This is a genomic window from Shewanella sp. VK101 (assembly GCF_056497865.1).
The window spans coordinates 1,735,098-1,757,278 of record NZ_CM151402.1; the positions used below are offsets into that span (position 1 = coordinate 1,735,098).

Consider the following 22,181-nt stretch of genomic DNA (forward strand, 5'->3'; position numbering starts at 1 on the left):
GCTAGTTCGCTATTGATGTCCGGGCAATAAAAAAGCTGCAATGGCAGCTTTTTTATCTGTTCAGCGGTGTTTTCGGCTCAGGTCCAGGGCAGCAGGCGCTGACTGAGTTTGAGCGATTGCCCGAGCCTGATGGCCGCATTATGACGCAGGCGGAAGAAGGCCTGGTAACACAGGGGCACCAAATAGAGACTGGTCAGGGTGGAGAAACTCAAGCCGCCTATGATGGCAATCGCCATAGGTGAGTATGGCGGGCCACCGCCGCCTATCTGAGTGTCTCCCAGCGCCAGAGGAAGCAGGCCCAGAACTGTGGTCCCAACCGTCATCAATACCGGCCGCAAGCGGGTGACACAGACAGAGGCTATGACCTCGGATAACTGCTCCAGTGGTGGCGTCATCTGATTGATTTGATCCACCAGCACTATGCCGTTGTTGACCACTATCCCCATCAGGATCAGTATGCCTATCATGGCCATCACGGACATAGGCGTGCCACTCAGCCACAGGGCCCAGAATACCCCTGTGATGGAGAAGAGTATGCTGGTAATGATGGCGCTCGGCAGCAGCAGCGACTCAAACAAAGCCGCCATCACTATATAGATCATGGCAATCGCCAACACCATGTTGATCAGCATGACTGACTCTTCCTCGTCCTGACGTTGAAAGCCGCCTCTGAGTGAGTAGTCATAACCATGGGGGAAGTTGACATGCTTGAGCGCCGCCATGATCTGTTTCTGCGCCTCTTCCATACTGAGATCTTCAAGGTTAGCGCCTATGGAAAGTGCCGTCTGGCGATCATAGTGACGAATGACATCGAATCTGGGGACAATTTCCACCTTGGCCAGACTCTCGAGCGAATAGACCTTGTTGTCCTGCCGCACTATGGGCAATTGTTTTAGCCGCTCCAGCGACTGACGCCAGTCACGTTCAAAGGCCAGTTCGATTCTGAGCTCACCACTGGGATCGTGGCGAAATGAACGCAGTGCCGCGCCCCGCAGTGCCAGGGAGATACTGCCGGCAATATCCTTGATGCTCAGCCCCAGGCGGGCGGCCAGCTCTCTGTCTATCTGTACTATCACCTCCTGCTGGGCACCGTTGAGCTCAGAGCGCACATCATGCAGGCCCTCGATGTTGGACAGCAAAGGGAGCACCTGTTCACTGAGGCGAATAAGCTCTGAGGTGGAGCGCCCGGTCAGTGTGACTCTGACACCGGACTCATCGCTGCCCCAGCCAAACTGAGGCTTGGCAATGGAGAACTTGGGAAATCCTGCGCGGATCCGCTTTTTCAGCTCGGCGACATCTTCCTCCAGATCCGGCTTCAGCAGTATGGTGGAAGAGGCATCCTCTGGAGAGTAATAGCTGTAGACGGCATCTATGTGGAACGCTTCCTTATGGGCATAGAGGTAGTCTTCCATCTGGCTGACCATGGCCTCGGTGACCGCCAGGCTGTGACGTCCTTCCAACTGGTAGTTGATGTAGAAGCGCTCCTTGCTTTGGCTGTCCTGACTGTCCTGCTTCACCAACGACAGCGGCAGGGCGGTTGACAGTAACATCAGCAGTGCCAGGCAAGTAGCGATTTTCGGGTGCCGCAATATCCAGTTGAGACTGGTGTGGTAAGACTTCTGCAGCCGCGACTCTTTCTCGACCCGCTCAAACCTGAGTTGCAGTTTTGACAGCATCAAGGGGATCAGTGTCTTGGCCACCAACAGCGAGGCTGCCAGCGAAATACAGATGGCGATGGCAACATGTTCGAGGAAGATGGTCAGCTCCACTTTGACCCCGAAAATATTCGGCAGGAACACTATCGCCGTGGTCAGGGTGCCGGCCAGCACCGCCAGCGCCACCTTGTCGACCCCGTTGAGGATTGCCCGATCGCCAGTGTTGTTGGGGCTGTTATCTGTATTGTTATCGACAGCGCCATGTTGCTGCTCCTGCAACACACTCTCTGTGACCACCACGGCATTATCAATCAGCATACCTATTGCCAGCAGCAGCCCCATCATAGAGAGGATATTGAGGCTGTAGCCGAGAAAGTACATGCCGGCCAATGTCATACAGATGGAGATGGGCACGGAGGAAACCACCACCAGGGTCATGCGCAGGTTGCGCAGGAACAGGTACAGCACGGCAAAGGAGAGCAGGGCGCCCAGCAGGCCGGACATCAACAAGTCCTTGAGCGACGATTTCACTCCATGGGCCTGATCTTCCATGATAAACAGCTTGATCCCCTGAAATTGCTTGTCCTCTCTGGCGGCCTCAATCACCTTTAGCACCCTGGCCGAAACCTCCACCAGATTGGCGCCGGATTCCTTGAACACATCCAGACCGACGGCATATTTCTTATCAAGATGGCGGCCCTCGGTGGCTTCAGGCAGGGCGAAATTGACTTTGCTGATATCGCCCAGGGTCAAACCTGGCAGCAATACCAGCGCCTTGATCTCTTCGAGATTACGGAACTCGCCCTTGGGAGATACCTGATAGACCCGGCCATTGTCCCTCAGGTTGCCGCCGCTTATCACAAAGTTTTCTGCCGCCAGACGCTTGTGAATGGCGGGAACACTCATGCCACTGGCAGCCAGGCGCTGGGCATCGAGACGTATCTCTATCTGTTTTTGCTCCACGCCATAGAGGGTGACCTTGGAGACGCCTTCCACCCGCTCCAGTGGCCGTTTGAGCTGTTTTTCCAGCAGGTCGAAGGCGCCGGAGAGTTCCCGCTCACTGGAGATCCTGATATTCAGCATAGGCATGTCGGCGGTGGAGAACTGCATGATAAACACCCGCTCCACATCGGTTGGCAACAGATGGCGCACCGCATCCACCTTTTCCCGCGCTTCCAGGCTGCGGGCGGCGACATTTTCACCCCACTTCATTCTCACTTCTATCTCGCTGCCATCCTGGCTGGAACGTGAGCGCAGCTCATCGAGTCCACCCATGGTGGCGAGTGACTCTTCCAGGACATTGGTGATGTCGCGTTCCACTTCCGCCGGAGAGGAGCCTTTGTAAGGCACCTGGATGAAGATCCGCGGTATCTCTATCCCGGGGAACATCTCCAGCGGCAGCAAGCGGCTGGCGGCCAGACCAAAGAGCAGAATGGCCACAAAGAACATGCTGGTGGTCACCGGGCGCTTGAGCGCCAGTTTGGTCAGATTCATGCGCCTTCTCCCATGGTGGTCGGCTCGGCGTACTGTTTGCGGTCGAACAGGGCATAGAGCACAGGAATAACCACCAGAGTCAGCAGAGTCGACAGGCTGAGGCCGAAAATGACAGTGATCGCCATGGGGGCACGCACTTCACTGCCGTCCCCCAAGCCTATTGCCATGGGCAGCAGCCCCAGATTAGTGGTCAGTGTGGTCATCAGTATGGGTCTTAAACGCGATGCTGCCGCTTGCTTGATGGCGTCGAGACGTTGTTTGCCGCTTTGCCTGAGCTGATTGATCCTGTCTACCAATACTATGGCGTTATTGACCACTATCCCGGCGAGCATGATAAGGCCGATAAAGACGATGACAGACAACTGGGTGCCTGTTATCGCCAGGCCGTAGATACTGCCGCTCAGTGCCATGGGTACAGCCATCAGGATAAGCAAGGGGTGCAGCAATGACTCAAACTGACTGGCCATCACCAGATAAACCAGGAATACCGCCAAGATCAGCGCTATCTTCAGCGATTGGAACGAATGCTCCATCTCTTCATTCTGACCGCCGAATCGGCTTTGCACTGAGGCGGGTAGTGTCAGTTGGCTGAGAATGCGTTTGGCACTGGCCACCGCCTGATTAAGATCGCCATAGGCCAGATTGGCCGACACTATGGCTACCCGCTGCTGGCTGATGCGATTGATTGCCGAAGGTCCCAGAGTCAACGAGACATCGGCCACGGCGCTCAAGGGGATGGGCTGCGGGCTGGATGGGTTGATCAGCATGGCATCGATATCGCTTATCTGATTGCGTTCATCCAACTCGCTGCGCACTAAAATATCTATCTTGCGCTCCCTGAGAGTGTATTTGCTGGCTACGGTACCGCCAACCCGCTGGGCTATGCTGGTAGCCACGGTTGGTGCATCCAGGCCAAGGGCGGCCATTCTGGCGTGATCAAAACGGATACTCAGCTCCGGCTGACCGTCACGCAGGCTGCTGCTGACATCGACAAAGCGGGGATCGCCCTCCAGCGCCTTAACCAGTGAAGCGGCCGAGGTTTTCAACTGTTCCAATTCATAGCCGGACAACTCTATCTCCAGCGGAGTCTTGAAGCTGAACAGCTCGGGATATTGGATCTGCGCTTCCAGCTCGGGAATAGTGCGCAAAGTGCTGCGCAGTTTGGCGGCAACTTGGTCAAACGCGCGGTGATCGGCCAGCACCACCTGCAGACGCCCCCAGTTTTCACCGCCGCGCCGGGTATCCGAGGTCATGAGACCACCGCTGCCGGCCTGGCTGTATGCGTGTTTCACTTCCTCTCTGCCTTTGATAGCCAGCGCCAGACGCTGCAATACGGCATCGGTTTGGCTCACCTCACTGCCGGGAGGCAGCAGGATTTCCACATAGAATTCGCCTTGATTCATCGGTGGGATCAGCTCCATTCCCAGGCGGCTCATCAAGACGCCAGAGATGGCGGTGACCGCAATGGCCAGCGCCAGAGTGATGCCACGGAACTTGAGCGCCAGCTTCAGCAGCGGCCGATAGCCATCGGCCAGCCAGCCGTAGCAAAGGTTAAACAGTCTGGACAGCGGCTTCATCACCAGGGATACCAGCCACACCAGCAGCCGGGTGACGATTAATACCAGCGTCAGCAGCAATCTTGGCAGATAGCTGAGCAGCAACAGGAAAGGGAAGGTAAACACAGTGGCGCTGTAATGCTTGAGCTTGCCAAGCTTACCCGCCGGAGGCTGCGGTTTGTCACGCTTGACCAGTTCCGGCAACATTGTGAAGCCTTCGCGGGAAGCCAACATAGGAATCGAGGTGAGGGCAACCAGCAAAGAGGCCAGCAGGGCGAAAGTAACGGTCAGGGCCTGATCGGCAAACAGGGCTCCGGCAATGCCGTCGACAAATACCAAGGGTACAAATACCGCCAGCGTGGTCAGGGTGGAGGCAAAAATCGCCCCGGCCACCTCTTTGGTTCCTGTGATGGCGGCCTGACGGCGATCCATCCCCTGGGCCTTGCACCTGTCGATGTTTTCCAGCACCACGATGGCGTTATCCACCAACAGCCCCACCGCCAGCGCGATACCGCCGAGCGACATGATGTTAAGACTGATATCGGCAAAATACATCATGTTAAAGGTGGCTATCACAGAGAAGGGGATAGAGATGGAGATGATCAGGGTAGGGATGATGTCTCGAAGGAACAGGTAGATCACCAGCATCGCGAGCAGACTGCCGATAAGGGCTGATGAAGTCACTTCGCTGACGGCGCTTTCGATAAACTCCGACTGATCGTAAATTATCTCGGGCACTGGCGTGGCGCTGTCTTTGGCCTCGGAGCGCATCTGTTGCAACTGGCTCTTAAGCTTACTGGCTACGGCTACCGTATTGGCATCGCCCTCCTTATAGATGGCGAGCTCAATGGACTCCTTGCCGCCGATGCGAGTAATATCGCTGCGCTCTTTAAAGGCATCTGTGACCTCTGCTATTTCGCCAAGACGTACCAGGGTATTGCCCTTTTGATAGACAATCACATTGGCCAGCTCATCGAGGGAGTGAAACTGGTTAACGGTGCGCACCAGATATTCGCGGTCGCCCTGGATCACCTTACCGGCAGAAAGGTTGACGTTTTCTTCACTGATACGGTTGCGAATGGCTTCGCTGCTGAGATCCAGCTGTGCCAGTTTCTCTTGATTGAGCAGAATATGCACTTCCTGCTCCAGTCCGCCGGAAAGGCGCACGGCAGCGACTCCGGAAAGCGACTCGAGATCCCGCTTAAGCTCCTCTTCGGCATAAGTCCGCAGGCGCTTGAGCTCGGCTTCTGTGGCCTTGGGGGCCGGCAGTGCCAGGCGCATGATGGGATCGAGATTGGGATTAAAGCGCAGCAACAAAGGCTTTTTCACATCCAGTGGCAGCTCTATGGTGTCGAGCTTTTCCCGCACATCGAGACTGGCCATATCCATCTCTGTGCCCCATTCAAATTCGAGCACCACATCGGACATACCGGAGCGGGAAATCGAACTTATCTGCCTCAAACCTTTAACAATACCGACTGCTTCCTCGATAGGTTTGGAGATAAGCTGCTCTACCTCCACGGGTGCAGCTCCCTCGTATAGGGTGCGTATGGTGAGTGTGGGGTAGCTCAAGTCAGGCAACAGCTTTACCGCCAGACGGGAGAAACCCACCATGCCGAACAGGATAACGGCCAGCATAAACATCCAGACGGTCACCGGACGCTTGACCGAAGTGGTAATAATAGACATAAGAGGTGGTCCTTGTGACAGTTAGTTGGCCTTGGCCAGATCCAGCGGAGCTATCACTTCCACCAATGATTGATCCTTGAGATTGTGTTGACCGCGAACCACCACCTGTTCACCAGGACTTATGCCCTCAATGATTTCCACTTTATCATCCTGGCGGTAACCCAGTTTGACCTCGCGGCGCTGCGCCTTGCCCTCTTCGATCACATAGATCGCCTTGCGATCATCTTGATTGATGACGGCGTTATAGGGCACCACTATCACATTGTCGTGGGTGTCGTATCTGAGTTCCACCCGGGTAAACATCCCGGCCTTGAGACTGGCATCCTGATTGGGGATCGAAAGGGTTACCTTGAAAGTACCGCTGGTGGCTTCCACCACAGGGCTTATTCTGAGCACCTTGGCCGCCACTTGCTGCTGGCGGGAACTGATAACTTCGGCTTCCTGACCTATGCGCAAACTGCTCAGTTGCTGCTCCGGCAGATTGACTATGCCGTAGAGCTCATCCTGATTGACCAGGTAGAACAGCTCTTCAAACTCCTTGGCCATATTGCCCTGTTTGACAAAACGTTTGGCGACGACACCATCTATGGGAGAGCGGATTTGGCTTTCTTCCACCTGCAGTTTGGCCAAGTCCCGACGCGCCTTGGCGGCTTGCAGGTTGAATTCCAGTTTGGCCATGGCATCGGCACTGACAAACTCACGGTTATTCATTTTCTTCAGCCGATTGAGCTCCTGCTCGATGATTTGCACTTCGGCTTCGGCCTTATCCAGCTCATAACGTTGGCGACGGGAGTCTATCACCGCCAACAACTGCCCCTTGTTGACTCTGTCACCTTCCTCGACTTGCAGAGCTTCTATCAGCCCGGCAATACGGCTGACCACATGGGCTTCTTGTGGCGCTTCCAGTGTGGCTGTGGTGGCGTAGAAGGAGGAAACCTGGCCTTGAGTGACTATGCTGGTCTCGACCGGAATGGCAAAGGCTTGTTGTTCTTCTTCCTGCTGCTGTTCGCTGCAGCCGCTGGCCAAAGACCCAAGCAGCAAAACAGTGCTCAGGGTGTAGGTGAGGTTACGCTTCATGTGAAAGTCCTTATCTTGATCTTTGTTGCGATAAAGCAAAACCAATGCCAATTTTAAATTTCCTTTTAAAACAAAGGTTAATGATATTTTGGTGTCTACCTCATTGAGGTGTTTGATGCCGATGTAGCAAAAAAGTTTATTTTGTGATGATTTTTACCAATGCTGCTCAGTATAGCGTCTGCGCAAGCGGCTGAGCTGAGACCAGGGAAGTGACCGCACTGCGCAGAGCTGATGGTGTAATACAGTTCACGGCAAGCGAGGGAATCACTCATTCGCTAAAGGCGGCGCTATTGAGGCTTGGTAACATGAAGTGGGCACTAAGGGTTGGTGACATTAGGGTTGGCGGCATTAAGAGTTAGTGGCGGTAAGAGTTGTACAGGATGCGGCTTTAGCGGGTGAACCGGCTTTTGAGAGGTGAGACAACAGCAAGTGAGCTTAAGAGATAGTGGGTTAGGCGAGGGCCAATTTGCAGAACAAAGTTAGCAGCTGGCTGTCGAAAGTGAAGCCTGGCTGGTTTCCCCTTGATCACGCGACATGCTTGAACACAAAAAAGGCGCCCAAGGCGCCTTTTTTCAATGAGTTAGACTTAGCGTTGTCAGGCTCAGCGTTTGTCCAGTTCCACGAAGTCGCGGGATGTGGCACCTGTGTAGAGCTGGCGTGGACGGCTGATCTTGTGACCAGGTTGATCCAGCATCTCTTTCCAGTGAGCAATCCAGCCAACGGTGCGGGCCAGGGCAAAGATAACGGTAAACATGGAGGTTGGAATACCAATCGCCTTCATGATGATACCTGAGTAGAAGTCGACGTTTGGATAGAGCTTCTTGGAGATGAAGTATTCATCTTCCAGCGCGATACGCTCAAGTTCCATGGCGACATCCAGCAGAGGGTCGTTAACCTTGAGTTCAGCCAGCACTTCGTGACAGGTTTCACGCATCACTTTGGCGCGTGGGTCAAAGTTCTTGTAAACCCTGTGACCGAAGCCCATCAGACGGAAAGGATCATCCTTGTCTTTGGCGCGTTCGATAAACTCAGGGATGCGATCCACAGTGCCGATTTCTTCCAGCATACGCAGACAAGCTTCGTTGGCACCACCGTGGGCAGGTCCCCACAGAGAAGCGATACCGGCAGCGATACAGGCAAACGGGTTGGCACCCGAAGAGCCCGCCAGACGCACGGTAGAGGTTGAAGCGTTCTGTTCATGGTCGGCGTGCAGGATAAAGATGCGATCCATGGCACGTTCAACAATCGGGTTCACCTTGTACTCTTCACAAGGTACCGCGAACATCATCGACAGGAAGTTACCGGCATAGCTCAGATCGTTGCGTGGGTACACGAACGGCTGACCTATGGAGTACTTGTAGCACATGGCGGCAATGGTTGGCATCTTGGAAACCAGGCGGAAGGCTGCAATTTCACGATGACGGGCATCGTTGACATCCAGAGAGTCCTGATAGAAAGAAGACAGGGCGCCTGTTACGCCACAAAGCATGGCCATTGGGTGAGCGTCACGACGGAAGCCTCTGAAGAAGAAGGCCAACTGCTCATGCACCATAGTGTGAGTTTTAACTGTGTAGGCAAACTTCTCATATTCTGCCTTGGTTGGCAGCTCGCCGTACAACAGCAGGTAACAGAGATCCAGATAGTCGGATTCTGTCGCCAGTTGATCTATCGGATAGCCACGGTGCAACAATACGCCCTGTGCGCCATCGATATAGGTAATTGCAGATTCACAGGAGGCCGTCGCGAGAAATCCTGGATCAAAGGTAAAGTAGCCTTTACTGCCGAGTTTACTGATGTCGATTACGTCGAAACCAGCAGTTCCTTGTTTCACTGGCAGTTCAATCGAGTCGTTCCCTGGTAATTCCAATTTGGCTTTTAAATCAGCCATACCCCGTTCTCCTTACTTCATTCTTATGTGAGTGCGGCATGTCAAACGGCCATTACTTTACAGCCAATCTAGATCACATTTCAATTTAAATAAGCGTTTAAATTCGTTAGACCATGGTATAGGTAAGACCAATTTCCCTGATAACACCAGCACTTATCCTGAAAAAAGCTCAAAAAAACAAAATTTGGATAATGTGATGTTTGTATTTGACATTTACGGCGAGTATACTTGCTCCGGCTCGCAAGAGCTGCAAACGGCGGGCTTGGTTAGCATATCACTAATTAACTAATTTTGTGTGTTGTCAACAAGTTAGCTTTTTGTTTCAACTTTCTTTTGTGAAACCCTTCTCTGTGACTTCAGTCACGGAACTGTGTAAGAGCAAAATCGGTTCACATAACAAAAAAAATGCTCAATGGAGCTGAGTGAGCAGAACGTGAAAAAGCAAAGACCTGTCCATTTAGATCTGCAGACCATTCGCTTCCCGGCGACTGCAATTGTGTCCATTCTGCACCGGGTTTCCGGTGTCATCATGCTGTTCGCTGTTGGTATACTCCTGTGGTTGCTGAATGCCTCGCTGGCGTCGGCCGAGAGTTTCCAAGGCGTACAATCTCTGTTAGACAACTTCGTGGTGAAGTTTATCCTGTGGGGCATTCTGACCGCACTGGCTTACCACTTGCTGGGCGGCTTGCGTCACCTGGTAATGGATACCGGTCGTTGGGAAGAGTTACCTTCGGGTAAAGCATCGGCCAAGGCAGTATTTGTCCTGACCGCAGTGTTTTCTGTATTAGCGGGGATCTGGGTATGGTAACCAATGCAGCGAGTTTTGGACGCAGTGGTGTTCATGACTTCATCCTATTACGCGCAAGCGCCGTCATTCTGGCCGTTTACACTATATTCCTGGTCGGATTCGCAGCTTGCAGTTCACCTCTCACCTACGACGTCTGGCATGGGCTGTTTGCTTCACTGCCGATGAAGGTCTTTACTCTGTTGGCGCTGATTGCGCTGCTGATCCACGCCTGGATCGGTATCTGGCAGGTACTGACAGACTACGTCAAAAACGTAGCACTGCGTGGGGTTTTACAGTTTGTCTTTGTCGTGACCGCCTTTGCTTATCTGGCGTCAGGCATAGTAATAGTGTGGGGTGTTTAAGTGGCTATTCCAGTACGCGAGTTTGACGCTGTCGTGATTGGTGCCGGTGGTGCCGGCATGCGCGCAGCACTGCAGATTTCCCAAGAAGGCAAGAGCTGTGCGCTCCTGTCCAAGGTTTTTCCTACACGTTCTCACACGGTTTCGGCTCAGGGCGGGATCACTGTTGCTCTGGGTAATGCCCACGAGGACAACTGGGAACACCATATGTACGACACGGTAAAAGGGTCCGACTTCATCGGCGACCAGGATGCCATCGAGTACATGTGTCAGACCGGCCCCGAAGCGGTTATCGAGCTGGAGCAGATGGGTCTACCATTCTCACGCTTTGAAAACGGCACTATTTATCAGCGTCCTTTCGGCGGTCAATCCAAGAATTTCGGTGGTGAGCAGGCGGCCCGTACCGCGGCTGCAGCTGACCGTACCGGCCACGCTCTGTTGCACTGCTTGTACCAGCAGAACGTTAAGAACAAGACTCAGGTATTTTCCGAGTGGTATGCCCTGGATCTGGTTAAAAACGAAGACGGTGCCATCGTAGGTTGTACTGCAATCGAAATTGAAACCGGTGAAATCGTTTACTTCAAAGCCAAGGCCACTGTATTGGCTACCGGCGGTGCCGGTCGTATCTTTGCCTCTACCACCAATGCTCACATCAACACAGGTGATGGCGTTGGTATGGCTGCCCGTGCCGGGGTTCAGCTGCAGGACATGGAAATGTGGCAGTTCCACCCAACCGGGATTGCCGGTGCCGGTGTTCTGGTGACTGAAGGTTGTCGTGGTGAGGGCGGTTACCTGCTCAATAAGGACGGCGAACGCTTCATGGAGCGCTATGCGCCCAACGCCAAAGACCTGGCATCCCGCGACGTGGTTGCCCGCTCCATGATGACAGAAATTCGTGAAGGCCGCGGTTGTGAAGGTCCTATGGGCCCACACCTGAAGCTGAAACTGGACCATCTGGGCAAAGAAACCCTGGAAGCGCGTCTGCCTGGCGTATGCGAACTGTCCCGTACCTTTGCTCACATAGATCCCGCCGATGGCCCAATTCCGGTTATCCCGACCTGTCACTATATGATGGGTGGTCTGCCAACCAAGGTATCCGGTCAGGTGATCCACAAGAACGCCGATGGTACTGAAGAAGATATCAAGGGCCTGTTCGCCGTGGGCGAAATCGCCTGCGTATCGGTTCACGGTGCCAACCGTCTGGGTGGTAACTCACTGCTCGACTTGGTGGTGTTCGGTCGTGCGGCCGGTCAGCATCTGGGTAAAGCGCTGGATGAAACCGCAGATCCCAAGGCTGCGACTGAAGCCGACATACAGAAGTCTCTCGAGCGCCTGAATCGTTGGGAAAGCAATAAAGACGGTGAAGACCCAGCGGTTATCCGTAAAGATCTGCAGATGTGCATGCAGCTGAACTTCTCGGTATTCCGTAGCGGTGATGCCATGGCCGAAGGCCTGAAAGAATTGCAGAAAATTCGTGAGCGTCTGGCCAATGCCAAGCTGTCTGACAATTCCAAAGAGTTCAACACTCAGCGTATCGAGTGTCTGGAACTGGATAACCTGATGGCGACAGCAATCGCTTCTGCTTACGCAGCCAACTTCCGTACCGAGAGCCGTGGTGCTCACAGCCGTGAAGACTTCCCTGAGCGTGATGACACCAACTGGCTGTGCCACAGCCTGTTTGACCCTGTCAACGAAACCATGTCCACCCGTGAAGTGAACATGGCGCCCAAGACACGTGAAGCCTTCCCGCCTAAGAAGCGTACCTACTAAGGAGTTGCGAAGATGAAATTGGATATTGCAGTTTATCGCTACAATCCTGATGTAGATACCAAGCCCTACATGCAGGATTACAGCCTGGAAGTGGCTGAAGGTTCAGATATGATGGTGCTGGATGCCTTGCTCAAGCTTAAAGAGCAGGATCCAAGCCTATCTTTCCGCCGCTCTTGTCGTGAAGGGGTTTGTGGCTCCGACGGCATGAACATGAATGGCAAAAACGGTCTGGCCTGTATCACGCCTGTGTCTACCTTCAAAGGCAAGAAGATTGAAATCCGTCCTCTGCCCGGTATGCCTGTGGTGCGTGACCTGGTGGTTGACCTGAGTCAGTTTTACAAGCAATACGAGAAGATCAAGCCGTACCTCATCAATGATGAGAAGAAGCCGGCCCGTGAACATCTGCAGTCACCGGAGGAGCGTGCTCACCTGGATGGCCTGTATGAATGTATCATGTGTGCCTGTTGTTCTACGGCTTGCCCATCATTCTGGTGGAACCCGGACAAATTTGTTGGCCCCAGTGGTCTGCTGCATGCCTATCGCTTCCTGATAGACAGCCGTGATACTGCGACCGAAGAGCGTCTGAGCGAGCTGGATGATGCATACAGCGTCTTCCGTTGCCACGGCATCATGAACTGTGTGGATGTTTGTCCGAAAGGCTTGAACCCAACCAAGGCCATCGGACACATCAAGTCCATGTTGCTGAAGCGGGCTGTATAAATGCAAGACGACGAGCTTAATCCAATAACTACATAGGCTCGTAGGGAGTCACTTTCTCTGGGCAGGAAGTGGCTCTTTTGTGTGTAAAGGACTACAAAAGGCCGTAACATCCGGATGTCCCAGGGGCGGCTGAGACCCTGCCAAGGCAGGGAAAATATGGCTAAGCACGTGTATCAAGTTTGAAAGGATAAGAAATGCACCAAGGCAGCATGAAAGCCTGGCTCGAATCATCTCACTTGAGTGGGGCGAACTCGACCTACGTTGAAGAGATGTATGAAGCCTACCAAGAAGACCCCACCTCGGTATCTGATGACTGGCGTGCGGTGTTTGAGCAACTCCCTCCCGTGAACGGTGCCTCTGCTGATGTACCCGAAGCTTCTCACTCCAAGATCCGTGACTATTTTCGTTCTCTTGCACAGGAAGGCCGCAGCAAAGGTACCAGCCGTGTGTCCGATCCTGATGTGGACGCCAAGCAGGTAAAAGTTCTGCAATTGATCAACGCCTACCGTTTCCGTGGCCACCAGAATGCCAATCTGGACCCACTGGAGCTGTGGAAGCGCGACACAGTTGCTGAATTGGATCCGGCTTTCCACGGCCTGAGCGGCGAGGATATGGAGCGGGAGTTCAACACAGGTTCTTTTGCTTATGGCGGTGATACCCTGAAACTGGGTGAGCTGGTGAAGGCGCTCAAGGCGACTTACTGCGGCTCTATCGGCGCCGAATATATGCATATCACCGACACCGAGGAGAAACGTTGGATCCAGCAACGTCTCGAACCTTCACTGGGTAAGGGCAGCTATGATAAGGCCGTCAAGACCCGGATCCTTGAAGGATTGAATGCCGCCGAAGGCATGGAAAAATATTTGGGTGCCAAATTCCCCGGTGCCAAGCGCTTCTCCCTAGAAGGGGGCGACTCGCTGGTGCCTATGATGCGCGAAATTATCTATCGCGCCGGTGAAGCGGGTACCAAAGAGATAGTCGTGGGTATGGCTCACCGTGGCCGTCTTAACGTTCTGGTTAACATTCTGGGCAAGCGTCCTGCCGAACTCTTTGACGAGTTTGCCGGCAAGCATCATGAGACGCTGGGTTCAGGGGACGTTAAGTACCATCAGGGCTTCTCTTCCGATTTTGAAACGCCCGGTGGCAATGTCCACCTGGCTTTGGCGTTTAACCCTTCACACCTGGAAATCGTTAACCCGGTAGTAATGGGTTCGGTACGCGCCAGACTGGATCGCCGCGGCAGCGAAGATGGCCTGCAGGTCATGCCTATCACCATCCATGGTGACTCGGCCATTGCCGGACAGGGCATAGTGCAGGAGACATTCAATATGTCTCAGACCCGTGGCTTTAAAGTCGGCGGCTCTATCCGCATTGTGGTGAACAACCAGGTGGGCTTTACCACCTCCAACCACCAGGATGTGCGCTCAACCGAATACTGTACCGATATCGCCAAGATGGTGCAGGCGCCGATTTTCCACGTCAACTCTGACGATCCAGAAGCTGTGGCTTTCGTATCTCAGCTGGCGGTGGATTATCGCAACACCTTTAAGCGTGACGTCGTTATCGACCTGGTGTGCTACCGCCGCCATGGTCACAACGAGGCCGATGAGCCAAGCGCGACTCAGCCACTGATGTACGCCAAGATCAAGAAGCACCCAACGCCACGTAAGATCTACGCCGACAAGTTGATTGCCGAAAACAGCATTGCGGCCGACGATGTCACCGCCATGATCAACAGCTATCGTGACGCGCTGGATCAAGGGGATTGTGTGGTCAAAGAGTGGCGTCCAATGACGCTGCACACTGTGGACTGGACTCCTTATCTCAACCGCGAGTGGGATGAGTCTTTTGAATCCGGTATGACCCGCGAACGTCTGCAGAATCTGGCCGACAAGATAAGCTATGTGCCGGAGAGCCATAAGCTGCACTCCCGCGTGGCCAAGATATATAACGACCGCGTCGCTATGGCCAAAGGCGAGAAGCTGATGGACTGGGGCTTTGCCGAGACTCTGGCCTATGCCAGCATCCTCGAAGACAAGCAAAGAGTCAGGATCACCGGTCAGGACTCGGGTCGTGGTACCTTCTTCCATCGCCACGCCGTGCTGCACAACCAGAACGATGCCACTACTTACCTGCCGCTGCGCCATGTGGCCGAAGAGCAGGGCCCTATCGACATCACTGACTCAGTGTTGTCTGAAGCCTCAGTGCTGGCGTTCGAGTACGGTTATGCCACTGCTGAGCCAGGCGGCCTGACTATCTGGGAAGCCCAGTTCGGTGACTTTGCCAACTGTGCCCAGGTGGTTATTGACCAGTTCCTGTCATCCGGTGAGCAGAAGTGGGGCCGTCTGTGCGGTTTGACCATGTTACTGCCTCACGGCTATGAAGGTCAGGGTCCGGAGCACTCCAGTGCTCGTCTGGAGCGCTTCCTGCAGCTGTGTGCCAACCACAATATGCAGGTGTGTGTGCCTTCGACTCCGGCTCAGGTCTACCACATGCTGCGTCGTCAGGTGGTGCGTCCAATGCGTCGTCCGCTGGTGGTAATGTCTCCCAAGTCACTGCTGCGTCACCCGCTGGCAGTGTCTTCCATGGATGAGCTGGCCAATGGTCAATTCCAGAACGTTATCGGTGAAATCGATACATTGGATGCCGCCAAGGTCGATCGCGTGGTGTTCTGTAGCGGTAAGGTTTACTACGAGCTGCTGGAACGTCGCCGCAAAGAGAATATCGATAACGTCGCTTTGGTGCGGGTCGAGCAGTTGTATCCCTTCCCACACGAAGAGATGGCAACAGCACTGAAAGACTATCAGCATGTGACCGACTTTGTTTGGTGTCAGGAAGAGCCTCAGAACCAAGGTGCCTGGTATTGCAGCCAGCATCACTTCTGGGCAGCCATTCCCAAAGGTGCCCAGCTCAGCTACGCTGGCCGTGACGCCTCTGCAGCGCCGGCCTGTGGCTACCCTGAGTTGCATACGCATCAGCAGGAATCACTGATCACTAGCGCATTAAAACTGAAGTAATAGAAATTTATACAAAAAGGAAAGCTTTCCATGAGTATCGAAATCAAGGTACCTGTACTGCCCGAATCTGTTGCCGACGCGACTATCGCCACTTGGCACGTTAAGCCTGGTGAGCCGGTTTCCCGTGATCAGAACCTGGTTGATATTGAAACAGATAAAGTGGTGTTGGAAGTTGTAGCACCCGAAGATGGCCAGATCAGCGAACTGCTGTTCCAGGAAGGGGATACCGTCCTGGCAGAGCAGGTTATCGCCAACTTTGTCGCCGGCGCGGTTGCCGGCCAGGAAGTGAGCAAAGAGCAGGCTGAAGCCGCTGCGCCAAAGGCTGAAGAAGCCGCGGCAGAAGGCAACGATGCCCTGAGCCCATCAGTACGCCGCCTGATAGCCGAACACAATCTGGATGCCGCTAAAATCAAGGGCACAGGTGTGGGTGGCCGTATCACCAAAGAAGATGTGGAAGCCTTCGTTAAGTCCAGCTCTGCCAAGCCAGCTGCAGCTGCTGCCACAGCACCTGTGACCCTGGCGGGCGATCGCAGCGAGAAGCGCGTACCTATGACGCGTCTTCGCAAGACTATCGCCACTCGTCTGCTGGAAGCCAAGAACTCCACCGCCATGTTGACCACCTTCAACGAGGTCAACATGAAGCCTATCATGGACATCCGTAAGAAGTATCAAGAAGTCTTTGAGAAGAAACACGGCATCCGTCTTGGCTTTATGTCTTTCTATGTGAAAGCCGTAACCGAAGCGCTGAAGCGTTATCCAGAAGTCAATGCTTCTATCGATGGCAGCGACATCCTGTACCACAACTACTTTGATGTCAGCATCGCCGTTTCCACGCCTCGCGGCCTGGTAACGCCTGTGCTGCGCGACACAGATACCATGAGCCTGGCCGATATCGAGAAAGCGGTTCGCGAACTGGCTATCAAGGGGCGTGACGGCAAGCTGACAGTGGAAGATATGACAGGTGGTAACTTCACTGTGACTAACGGCGGAGTGTTTGGCTCCTTGATGTCGACGCCTATTCTTAACCTGCCACAGAGCGCAATCCTTGGCATGCATGCCATCAAGGACCGCCCAATGGCAGTCAATGGTCAGGTGGAAATCCTGCCCATGATGTACCTTGCTCTCTCATATGACCATCGCATCATTGATGGTCGTGAGTCAGTTGGCTTCCTGGTGACCATTAAGGATCTGCTGGAAGACCCAACTCGTCTGCTGCTGGACTTATAAGCGCCGCCAGACAATAACCTCGTGACTGGCCCCTCGGGGCCGGTTGGATTTAAAACGTAGTATACGGATAGATCATCATGAATTTGCATGAGTATCAGGCAAAAGCCCTATTTGCCGAATATGGTTTACCAGTGTCAGAAGGCTATGCTTGTGACACAGCTCAGGAAGCTGTTGAAGCAGCCGGTCGCATTGGCGGAAACATGTGGGTAGTCAAGTGCCAGGTGCACGCTGGCGGCCGCGGTAAGGCAGGTGGCGTTAAAGTTACTGGCGACAAAGAAGAGATCAGAGCCTTTGCCGAACATTGGCTGGGCAAGAATCTGGTCACTTATCAGACTGATGAAAAAGGTCAGCCGGTTGCCAAGATCCTGGTTGAAAGCTGCACTGATATCGCCAACGAACTCTATCTGGGTGCCGTTGTCGACCGTGGCACTCGCCGCGTCGTGTTTATGGCTTCTACCGAAGGTGGTGTGGAAATCGAAAAGGTGGCCGAAGAGACCCCTGAGCTGATCCACAAAGCCATTATCGACCCTATCACAGGTCCTCAGCCTTACCAGGCGCGTGACCTTGGCTTCAAGCTGGGTCTGAACCCAACTCAAATCAAGCAGTTCACCAAGATCTTTATGGGTCTGGCGACCATGTTCCTGGAGCATGACTTTGCCCTGCTGGAGATCAACCCTCTGGTGATCACCACCGAAGGCAACCTGCACTGTTTGGACGGCAAGATTGGTGTAGATGGTAACGCTCTGTTCCGTCAGCCAAAGATCAAAGACATGCATGATCCTTCTCAAGATGACCCACGTGAAGCCCACGCCGCCAAGTTTGAACTGAACTATGTGGCTCTGGACGGTAACGTAGGTTGCATGGTAAACGGTGCCGGTCTGGCCATGGGTACCATGGATATCGTTAACCTACACGGTGGCAAGCCAGCCAACTTCCTCGACGTTGGTGGCGGCGCGACCAAAGAACGTGTTGCCGAAGCCTTCAAGATCATTCTGTCTGACAGCAATGTGAAGGCCGTTCTGGTGAACATCTTCGGTGGTATTGTGCGTTGTGACATGATCGCCGAAGGTATTATCGGTGCAGTGAAAGAAGTCGGTGTGAAAGTGCCTGTGGTTGTGCGTCTGGAAGGTACCAATGCCGAGCTGGGCTCTAAAGTACTGGCCGAATCAGGTTTGGATATCATTGCTGCGACAAGTCTGACCGACGCTGCTCAGCAAGTAGTTAAAGCTGCGGAGGGCAAATAATGTCTGTTTTAATCAACAAAGATACCAAGGTTATCTGCCAGGGTTTTACCGGCGGTCAGGGTACTTTCCATTCTGAGCAGGCGATTGCCTATGGTACTCAGATGGTCGGCGGTGTGTCTCCAGGTAAAGGCGGCACCACTCACTTGGGCTTGCCAGTATTCAACACTGTGAAAGACGCTGTTGCCGCCACCGGCGCCACTGCATCTGTTATCTACGTACCTGCGCCTTTCTGTAAAGACGCTATCCTGGAAGCCATAGATGGCGGTATCGAGCTGATCGTATGTATCACCGAAGGTATCCCGACTCTGGATATGCTGCAGGTAAAAGTGAAGCTGGAAGAAACCGGCGTGCGCATGATTGGCCCTAACTGCCCGGGTGTTATCACCCCCGGCGAATGTAAAATAGGCATCATGCCAGGTCACATCCACAAGCCAGGTAAAGTGGGTATTGTTTCCCGCAGCGGCACTCTGACTTACGAAGCCGTTAAGCAGACTACTGACGAAGGTTTCGGCCAGTCTACCTGTGTCGGCATTGGTGGTGACCCAATCCCTGGTACCAACTTCATCGACGTACTGGAAATGTTCCAGAACGATCCTCAGACAGAGGCCATAGTGATGATAGGTGAAATCGGCGGTACCGCCGAAGAAGAAGCGGCGGCTTACATCAAGGCCAACGTCACCAAGCCTGTGGTCTCTTACATTGCCGGTGTGACTGCACCAGCAGGTAAGCGTATGGGCCATGCCGGCGCCATCATTGCCGGTGGTAAGGGGACAGCCGCTGACAAGTTCGCCGCTCTGGAAGCCGCGGGCGTGACTACCGTACGCTCGCTGGCCGAAATCGGCAGCGCGCTGCGTGAGAAGACCGGCTGGTAAGCACAGTCGTTAAGCTCACAAAAGGCGCCGCAAGGCGCCTTTTTTATTGGCTGCTGTGATGAAGCTCAGATGCCCCCGGCTGGATATTTGATTGGGAAAAGGTTAGATTGGGGCTAGGCTATCCCTTCGGGGAGTCTTGGTGCATTAATGCGCTAAAAAATTAAAAAATTCAAATTGTTATCAATCATCTTTCTCTGGGTTGTGGGTTTGTTGTTATCAGGAGCCGGGTAATGGGTTGCGCCAGAGCAGCCACTGACGCGGGTATCCGGATAAACCCAGAGGGTTTGATGCAGTGTTAACACAGACTTCAGCGCCGTATTGGTTCGCCCGATGCGGCGCTGAAGTGCAATTCGGGGGCGAAAGACCTCGAGATAGTTGATTCAAGCTGAATGAGTCTGAAACGCCTGTCAGGCGATTTTCAGCGATTGGGTATTGGTGTCAACCCTCAATGGGGGAAGGGATGACCCGATGTGGGGCCGCTCAGGCGGCTTTTCTGAAAAGTAGAGGATTGCTGTGAGTACACAACCTAATATCGTAATTTCTGAAGTGGATCTGGAGCGCCTGGAGCGTTTACTGGATTCATTGCCGGCCAATGCCTTTCCCGGCCATCAAGCGCTTGAGGCTGAGCTGGAGCGGGCGGAAATCAGGCCATCCAAGGAGATGCCGGACAATGTGGTGACCATGAACTCTGAAGTTCGTTTTCGTATGTCTTCCTCCAATGAAGAGTTCACCTTGCGTCTGGTTTACCCAAAAGATGCCGATGGCAGTGCCGGTAAAATTTCAATTCTGGCCCCGGTTGGCGGCGCCTTGTTGGGCTTGGCCCAGGGTGATGAAATTGAATGGCCGGGCCCGGGTGGCGGCACAGTGAAAGTGCGGATTGAAGAGATTATCTATCAACCGGAGCGCTCAGGTGATTTTCACCGCTAAGCACCGGAGCCGGTAAGGCTCTTGAACGGATACGGGAGTGATATACAACTAAGTCACTCAGAATGCACCAACGACAGGGAATGGAGATAAAGATGAAGCAGTACTTTGTCCACAATGGTTTTTCTGCCGGCAGCGGTAAATTACCGGCGGATCCACAGTTGATCAGTGAACAGGACGCCGACAAACTGATGCAGTTTGCCGGTTTGGAGCCCAAGCACGTAGGGAATTTGACCCCACCGGCGCAGTTTGCCGAAGAGGGGGATTGGTTGTTCAGGCTTTTCGCCAATAACCGTTTTCTTTGCTATGCGGATCCAACACTTTTCAGCCATGCCTGCCCAAGGAAGAAGGGCGAGCCTCTGGCTTTAAACTGGTAACTCCAAGGTTACCGGCAATAAAAAACCAGCGCTTGGCGCTGGTTTTTTTAATTATCACTCTTGGCCGTGATCGCACTTGTCGTTGGTGCAGACGCCATAGAGGTAGAGGCTGTGATTGGTGAGCTTGATATTGTGACGCATGGCGATTTCATGCTGACGACGCTCGATAAGATCATCGGAAAACTCGATCACTTTGCCACAGCTCAGGCATACCAGGTGATCATGATGATGTTGGGTGGAGAGTTCAAACACGGCTTTGCCGCTTTCGAAGTGGTGACGGCTGACAATGCCGGCATCATCAAACTGGTTCAGTACCCGATAAACGGTAGCCAGACCTATCTCTTCGCCGATATCCAGCAATTTCTTATATAAATCTTCGGCACTGATATGCTGGTTCTCCGGTTCTTGCATCAGCTCCAGGATTTTGACTCGTGGCAGGGTGATTTTCAAACCCGCTTTCTTCAGCGCTTGATTTCCATCTGTCATGGCTAATCTCTTGATTGCAGAACCCTTGGTATTACACATAGGTTCGTCCGTGGATAATAGACCCCATTATATGTGTACTGTTCTAAAACTTAAACCTCTGATCCGGCTTTTGGTACTTCTGTGGGGTAACTTGACTATAATCGGCATAAATTTGAATAAAAACAAGCAATTTAAGCATACTTTTTGTATGGTTATACCAAGGCATAATTGCAGTGTTTGGTTATCGTTGGCAGGATGACAGAAAAACAAAAAGGACACTAGATGCATCGTCGAATCGTGGTTTTAACCGGCGCCGGGATCTCTGCCGAGTCCGGATTACGTACCTTCAGGGATCAAGATGGCCTGTGGGAAGAGCATCATATTGAAGATGTGGCGACTCCTGAAGGCTATGAGCGTGACCCTGAATTGGTCGAGCGCTTCTACAATGGCCGCTGGCAACAATTGCATGCGGGCAATATAGAACCCAACGCCGCCCATACGGCGCTCTCTCGCCTTGAGCAGGAGTTTGAGGGGGAACTGCTTATTGTCACCCAAAACATAGACGATCTGCACGAGAGAGCCGGTTCCAGGCGCTTGCTGCATATGCACGGTGAACTTTCCAAGGGGCGTTGTCCGCGCTCGCGGCAAACCTTTACCCTGCACGAACCCTTCGGGCCGGAGAATACCTGCACCTGCTGTATTCCGGCGCAGCGTTTGCGGCCTCATGTGGTTTGGTTCGGTGAAATGCCCCTGGGAATGGATAGAATTCACGATGCTTTGGATCACTGCGATCTCTTTATTGCCATTGGCACTTCAGGCACTGTCTATCCCGCTGCCGGTTTTGTCGACAGCGCCAATCATCATGGTGCGCTTACCGTCGAGGTCAATCTGATGCCGGCAGACAGACACAGCCAGTTTCAAATTCACCTGCAAGGCAAGGCCAGTGAGATGGTACCGGCACTGGTGGAGCGTATCCTTGCCGGTCAGTCTATCTGCAATCAAACCGGCCAGAACTGATGCCTGAGCCCAAAACAGGTGCCAGCCTGCTTGAGCCGCCTGT

The 22,181-nt window shown here is 53.5% G+C and carries 16 protein-coding genes; 11 read left to right on the forward strand and 5 right to left on the reverse strand.

Annotated features, from left to right (window positions below):
• Nucleotides 1–77: 77 nt before the first annotated feature.
• From ACSHSR_RS07835 to ACSHSR_RS07850, 4 genes are all read right to left on the reverse strand, one after another.
• Entirely contained in the window at nucleotides 78–3,149 is a 3,072-nt protein-coding gene (locus ACSHSR_RS07835; RefSeq protein ID WP_479631391.1) for an efflux RND transporter permease subunit, read from the reverse strand.
• Nucleotides 3,146–6,394 (reverse strand): efflux RND transporter permease subunit, encoded by a 3,249-nt coding sequence (locus ACSHSR_RS07840; RefSeq protein WP_479631392.1) that lies wholly within the window; start codon nucleotides 6,392–6,394, stop codon nucleotides 3,146–3,148. The genes ACSHSR_RS07835 and ACSHSR_RS07840 overlap by 4 nt, the downstream gene beginning before the upstream one ends.
• 21 nt (nucleotides 6,395–6,415) lie before the next feature.
• On the reverse strand, nucleotides 6,416–7,471 hold the full coding sequence (locus ACSHSR_RS07845) for an efflux RND transporter periplasmic adaptor subunit (protein ID WP_479631393.1): 1,056 nt from the start codon (nucleotides 7,469–7,471) through the stop codon (nucleotides 6,416–6,418).
• 601 nt (nucleotides 7,472–8,072) lie between these two features.
• Nucleotides 8,073–9,359 (reverse strand): citrate synthase, encoded by a 1,287-nt coding sequence (locus ACSHSR_RS07850; RefSeq protein WP_025011018.1) that lies wholly within the window; start codon nucleotides 9,357–9,359, stop codon nucleotides 8,073–8,075.
• Between the two features lie 412 nt (nucleotides 9,360–9,771).
• On the opposite strand from ACSHSR_RS07850, the gene sdhC reads away from it, so the two are divergent.
• The 10 genes from sdhC (at nucleotide 9,772) to ACSHSR_RS07900 (ending at nucleotide 20,656) form a co-directional block, all read left to right on the forward strand.
• Nucleotides 9,772–10,167 (forward strand): succinate dehydrogenase cytochrome b556 subunit, encoded by a 396-nt coding sequence (gene sdhC / locus ACSHSR_RS07855; RefSeq protein WP_025011017.1) that lies wholly within the window; start codon nucleotides 9,772–9,774, stop codon nucleotides 10,165–10,167.
• Nucleotides 10,161–10,508 carry a succinate dehydrogenase, hydrophobic membrane anchor protein gene (sdhD, locus tag ACSHSR_RS07860; protein WP_025011016.1) on the forward strand — a complete coding sequence of 116 codons (348 nt, stop codon included), beginning with the start codon at nucleotides 10,161–10,163 and terminating at the stop codon, nucleotides 10,506–10,508. The genes sdhC and sdhD overlap by 7 nt, the downstream gene beginning before the upstream one ends.
• Complete coding sequence (sdhA, locus tag ACSHSR_RS07865; RefSeq protein WP_208142874.1) at nucleotides 10,509–12,275, forward strand: succinate dehydrogenase flavoprotein subunit; 1,767 nt, start codon at nucleotides 10,509–10,511, stop codon at nucleotides 12,273–12,275. It begins immediately after the preceding gene.
• 12 nt (nucleotides 12,276–12,287) lie between these two features.
• A complete protein-coding gene (locus tag ACSHSR_RS07870; RefSeq protein ID WP_025011014.1) occupies nucleotides 12,288–12,995 on the forward strand; it encodes a succinate dehydrogenase iron-sulfur subunit in 708 nt (235 codons plus the stop codon).
• 194 nt (nucleotides 12,996–13,189) lie between these two features.
• The gene (sucA, locus tag ACSHSR_RS07875; RefSeq protein WP_025011013.1) at nucleotides 13,190–16,012 is read left to right on the forward strand and encodes a 2-oxoglutarate dehydrogenase E1 component; all 2,823 of its coding nucleotides are present in this window, start codon (nucleotides 13,190–13,192) and stop codon (nucleotides 16,010–16,012) included.
• 30 nt (nucleotides 16,013–16,042) lie between these two features.
• The gene (gene odhB, locus ACSHSR_RS07880) at nucleotides 16,043–17,239 is read left to right on the forward strand and encodes a 2-oxoglutarate dehydrogenase complex dihydrolipoyllysine-residue succinyltransferase (RefSeq protein WP_028780473.1); all 1,197 of its coding nucleotides are present in this window, start codon (nucleotides 16,043–16,045) and stop codon (nucleotides 17,237–17,239) included.
• A gap of 77 nt (nucleotides 17,240–17,316) precedes the next feature.
• Nucleotides 17,317–18,483 (forward strand): ADP-forming succinate--CoA ligase subunit beta, encoded by a 1,167-nt coding sequence (gene sucC / locus ACSHSR_RS07885; protein ID WP_025888715.1) that lies wholly within the window; start codon nucleotides 17,317–17,319, stop codon nucleotides 18,481–18,483.
• Nucleotides 18,483–19,355 carry a succinate--CoA ligase subunit alpha gene (gene sucD, locus ACSHSR_RS07890; protein WP_025011011.1) on the forward strand — a complete coding sequence of 291 codons (873 nt, stop codon included), beginning with the start codon at nucleotides 18,483–18,485 and terminating at the stop codon, nucleotides 19,353–19,355. Before sucC ends, sucD begins: the two co-directional genes overlap by 1 nt.
• A gap of 513 nt (nucleotides 19,356–19,868) precedes the next feature.
• Nucleotides 19,869–20,282 (forward strand): nucleoside diphosphate kinase regulator, encoded by a 414-nt coding sequence (rnk, locus tag ACSHSR_RS07895; RefSeq protein WP_025011010.1) that lies wholly within the window; start codon nucleotides 19,869–19,871, stop codon nucleotides 20,280–20,282.
• A gap of 92 nt (nucleotides 20,283–20,374) precedes the next feature.
• Nucleotides 20,375–20,656 (forward strand): hypothetical protein, encoded by a 282-nt coding sequence (locus ACSHSR_RS07900; protein ID WP_025890086.1) that lies wholly within the window; start codon nucleotides 20,375–20,377, stop codon nucleotides 20,654–20,656.
• Between the two features lie 54 nt (nucleotides 20,657–20,710).
• Here the strand turns inward: ACSHSR_RS07900 and fur are convergent, their stop codons facing one another.
• Nucleotides 20,711–21,142 (reverse strand): ferric iron uptake transcriptional regulator, encoded by a 432-nt coding sequence (gene fur / locus ACSHSR_RS07905; RefSeq protein ID WP_025011008.1) that lies wholly within the window; start codon nucleotides 21,140–21,142, stop codon nucleotides 20,711–20,713.
• A gap of 261 nt (nucleotides 21,143–21,403) precedes the next feature.
• Here fur and cobB point away from each other — a divergent pair, with 261 nt between their 5' ends.
• A complete protein-coding gene (cobB, locus tag ACSHSR_RS07910; RefSeq protein ID WP_025890087.1) occupies nucleotides 21,404–22,138 on the forward strand; it encodes a Sir2 family NAD+-dependent deacetylase in 735 nt (244 codons plus the stop codon).
• Nucleotides 22,139–22,181 lie beyond the last annotated feature (43 nt).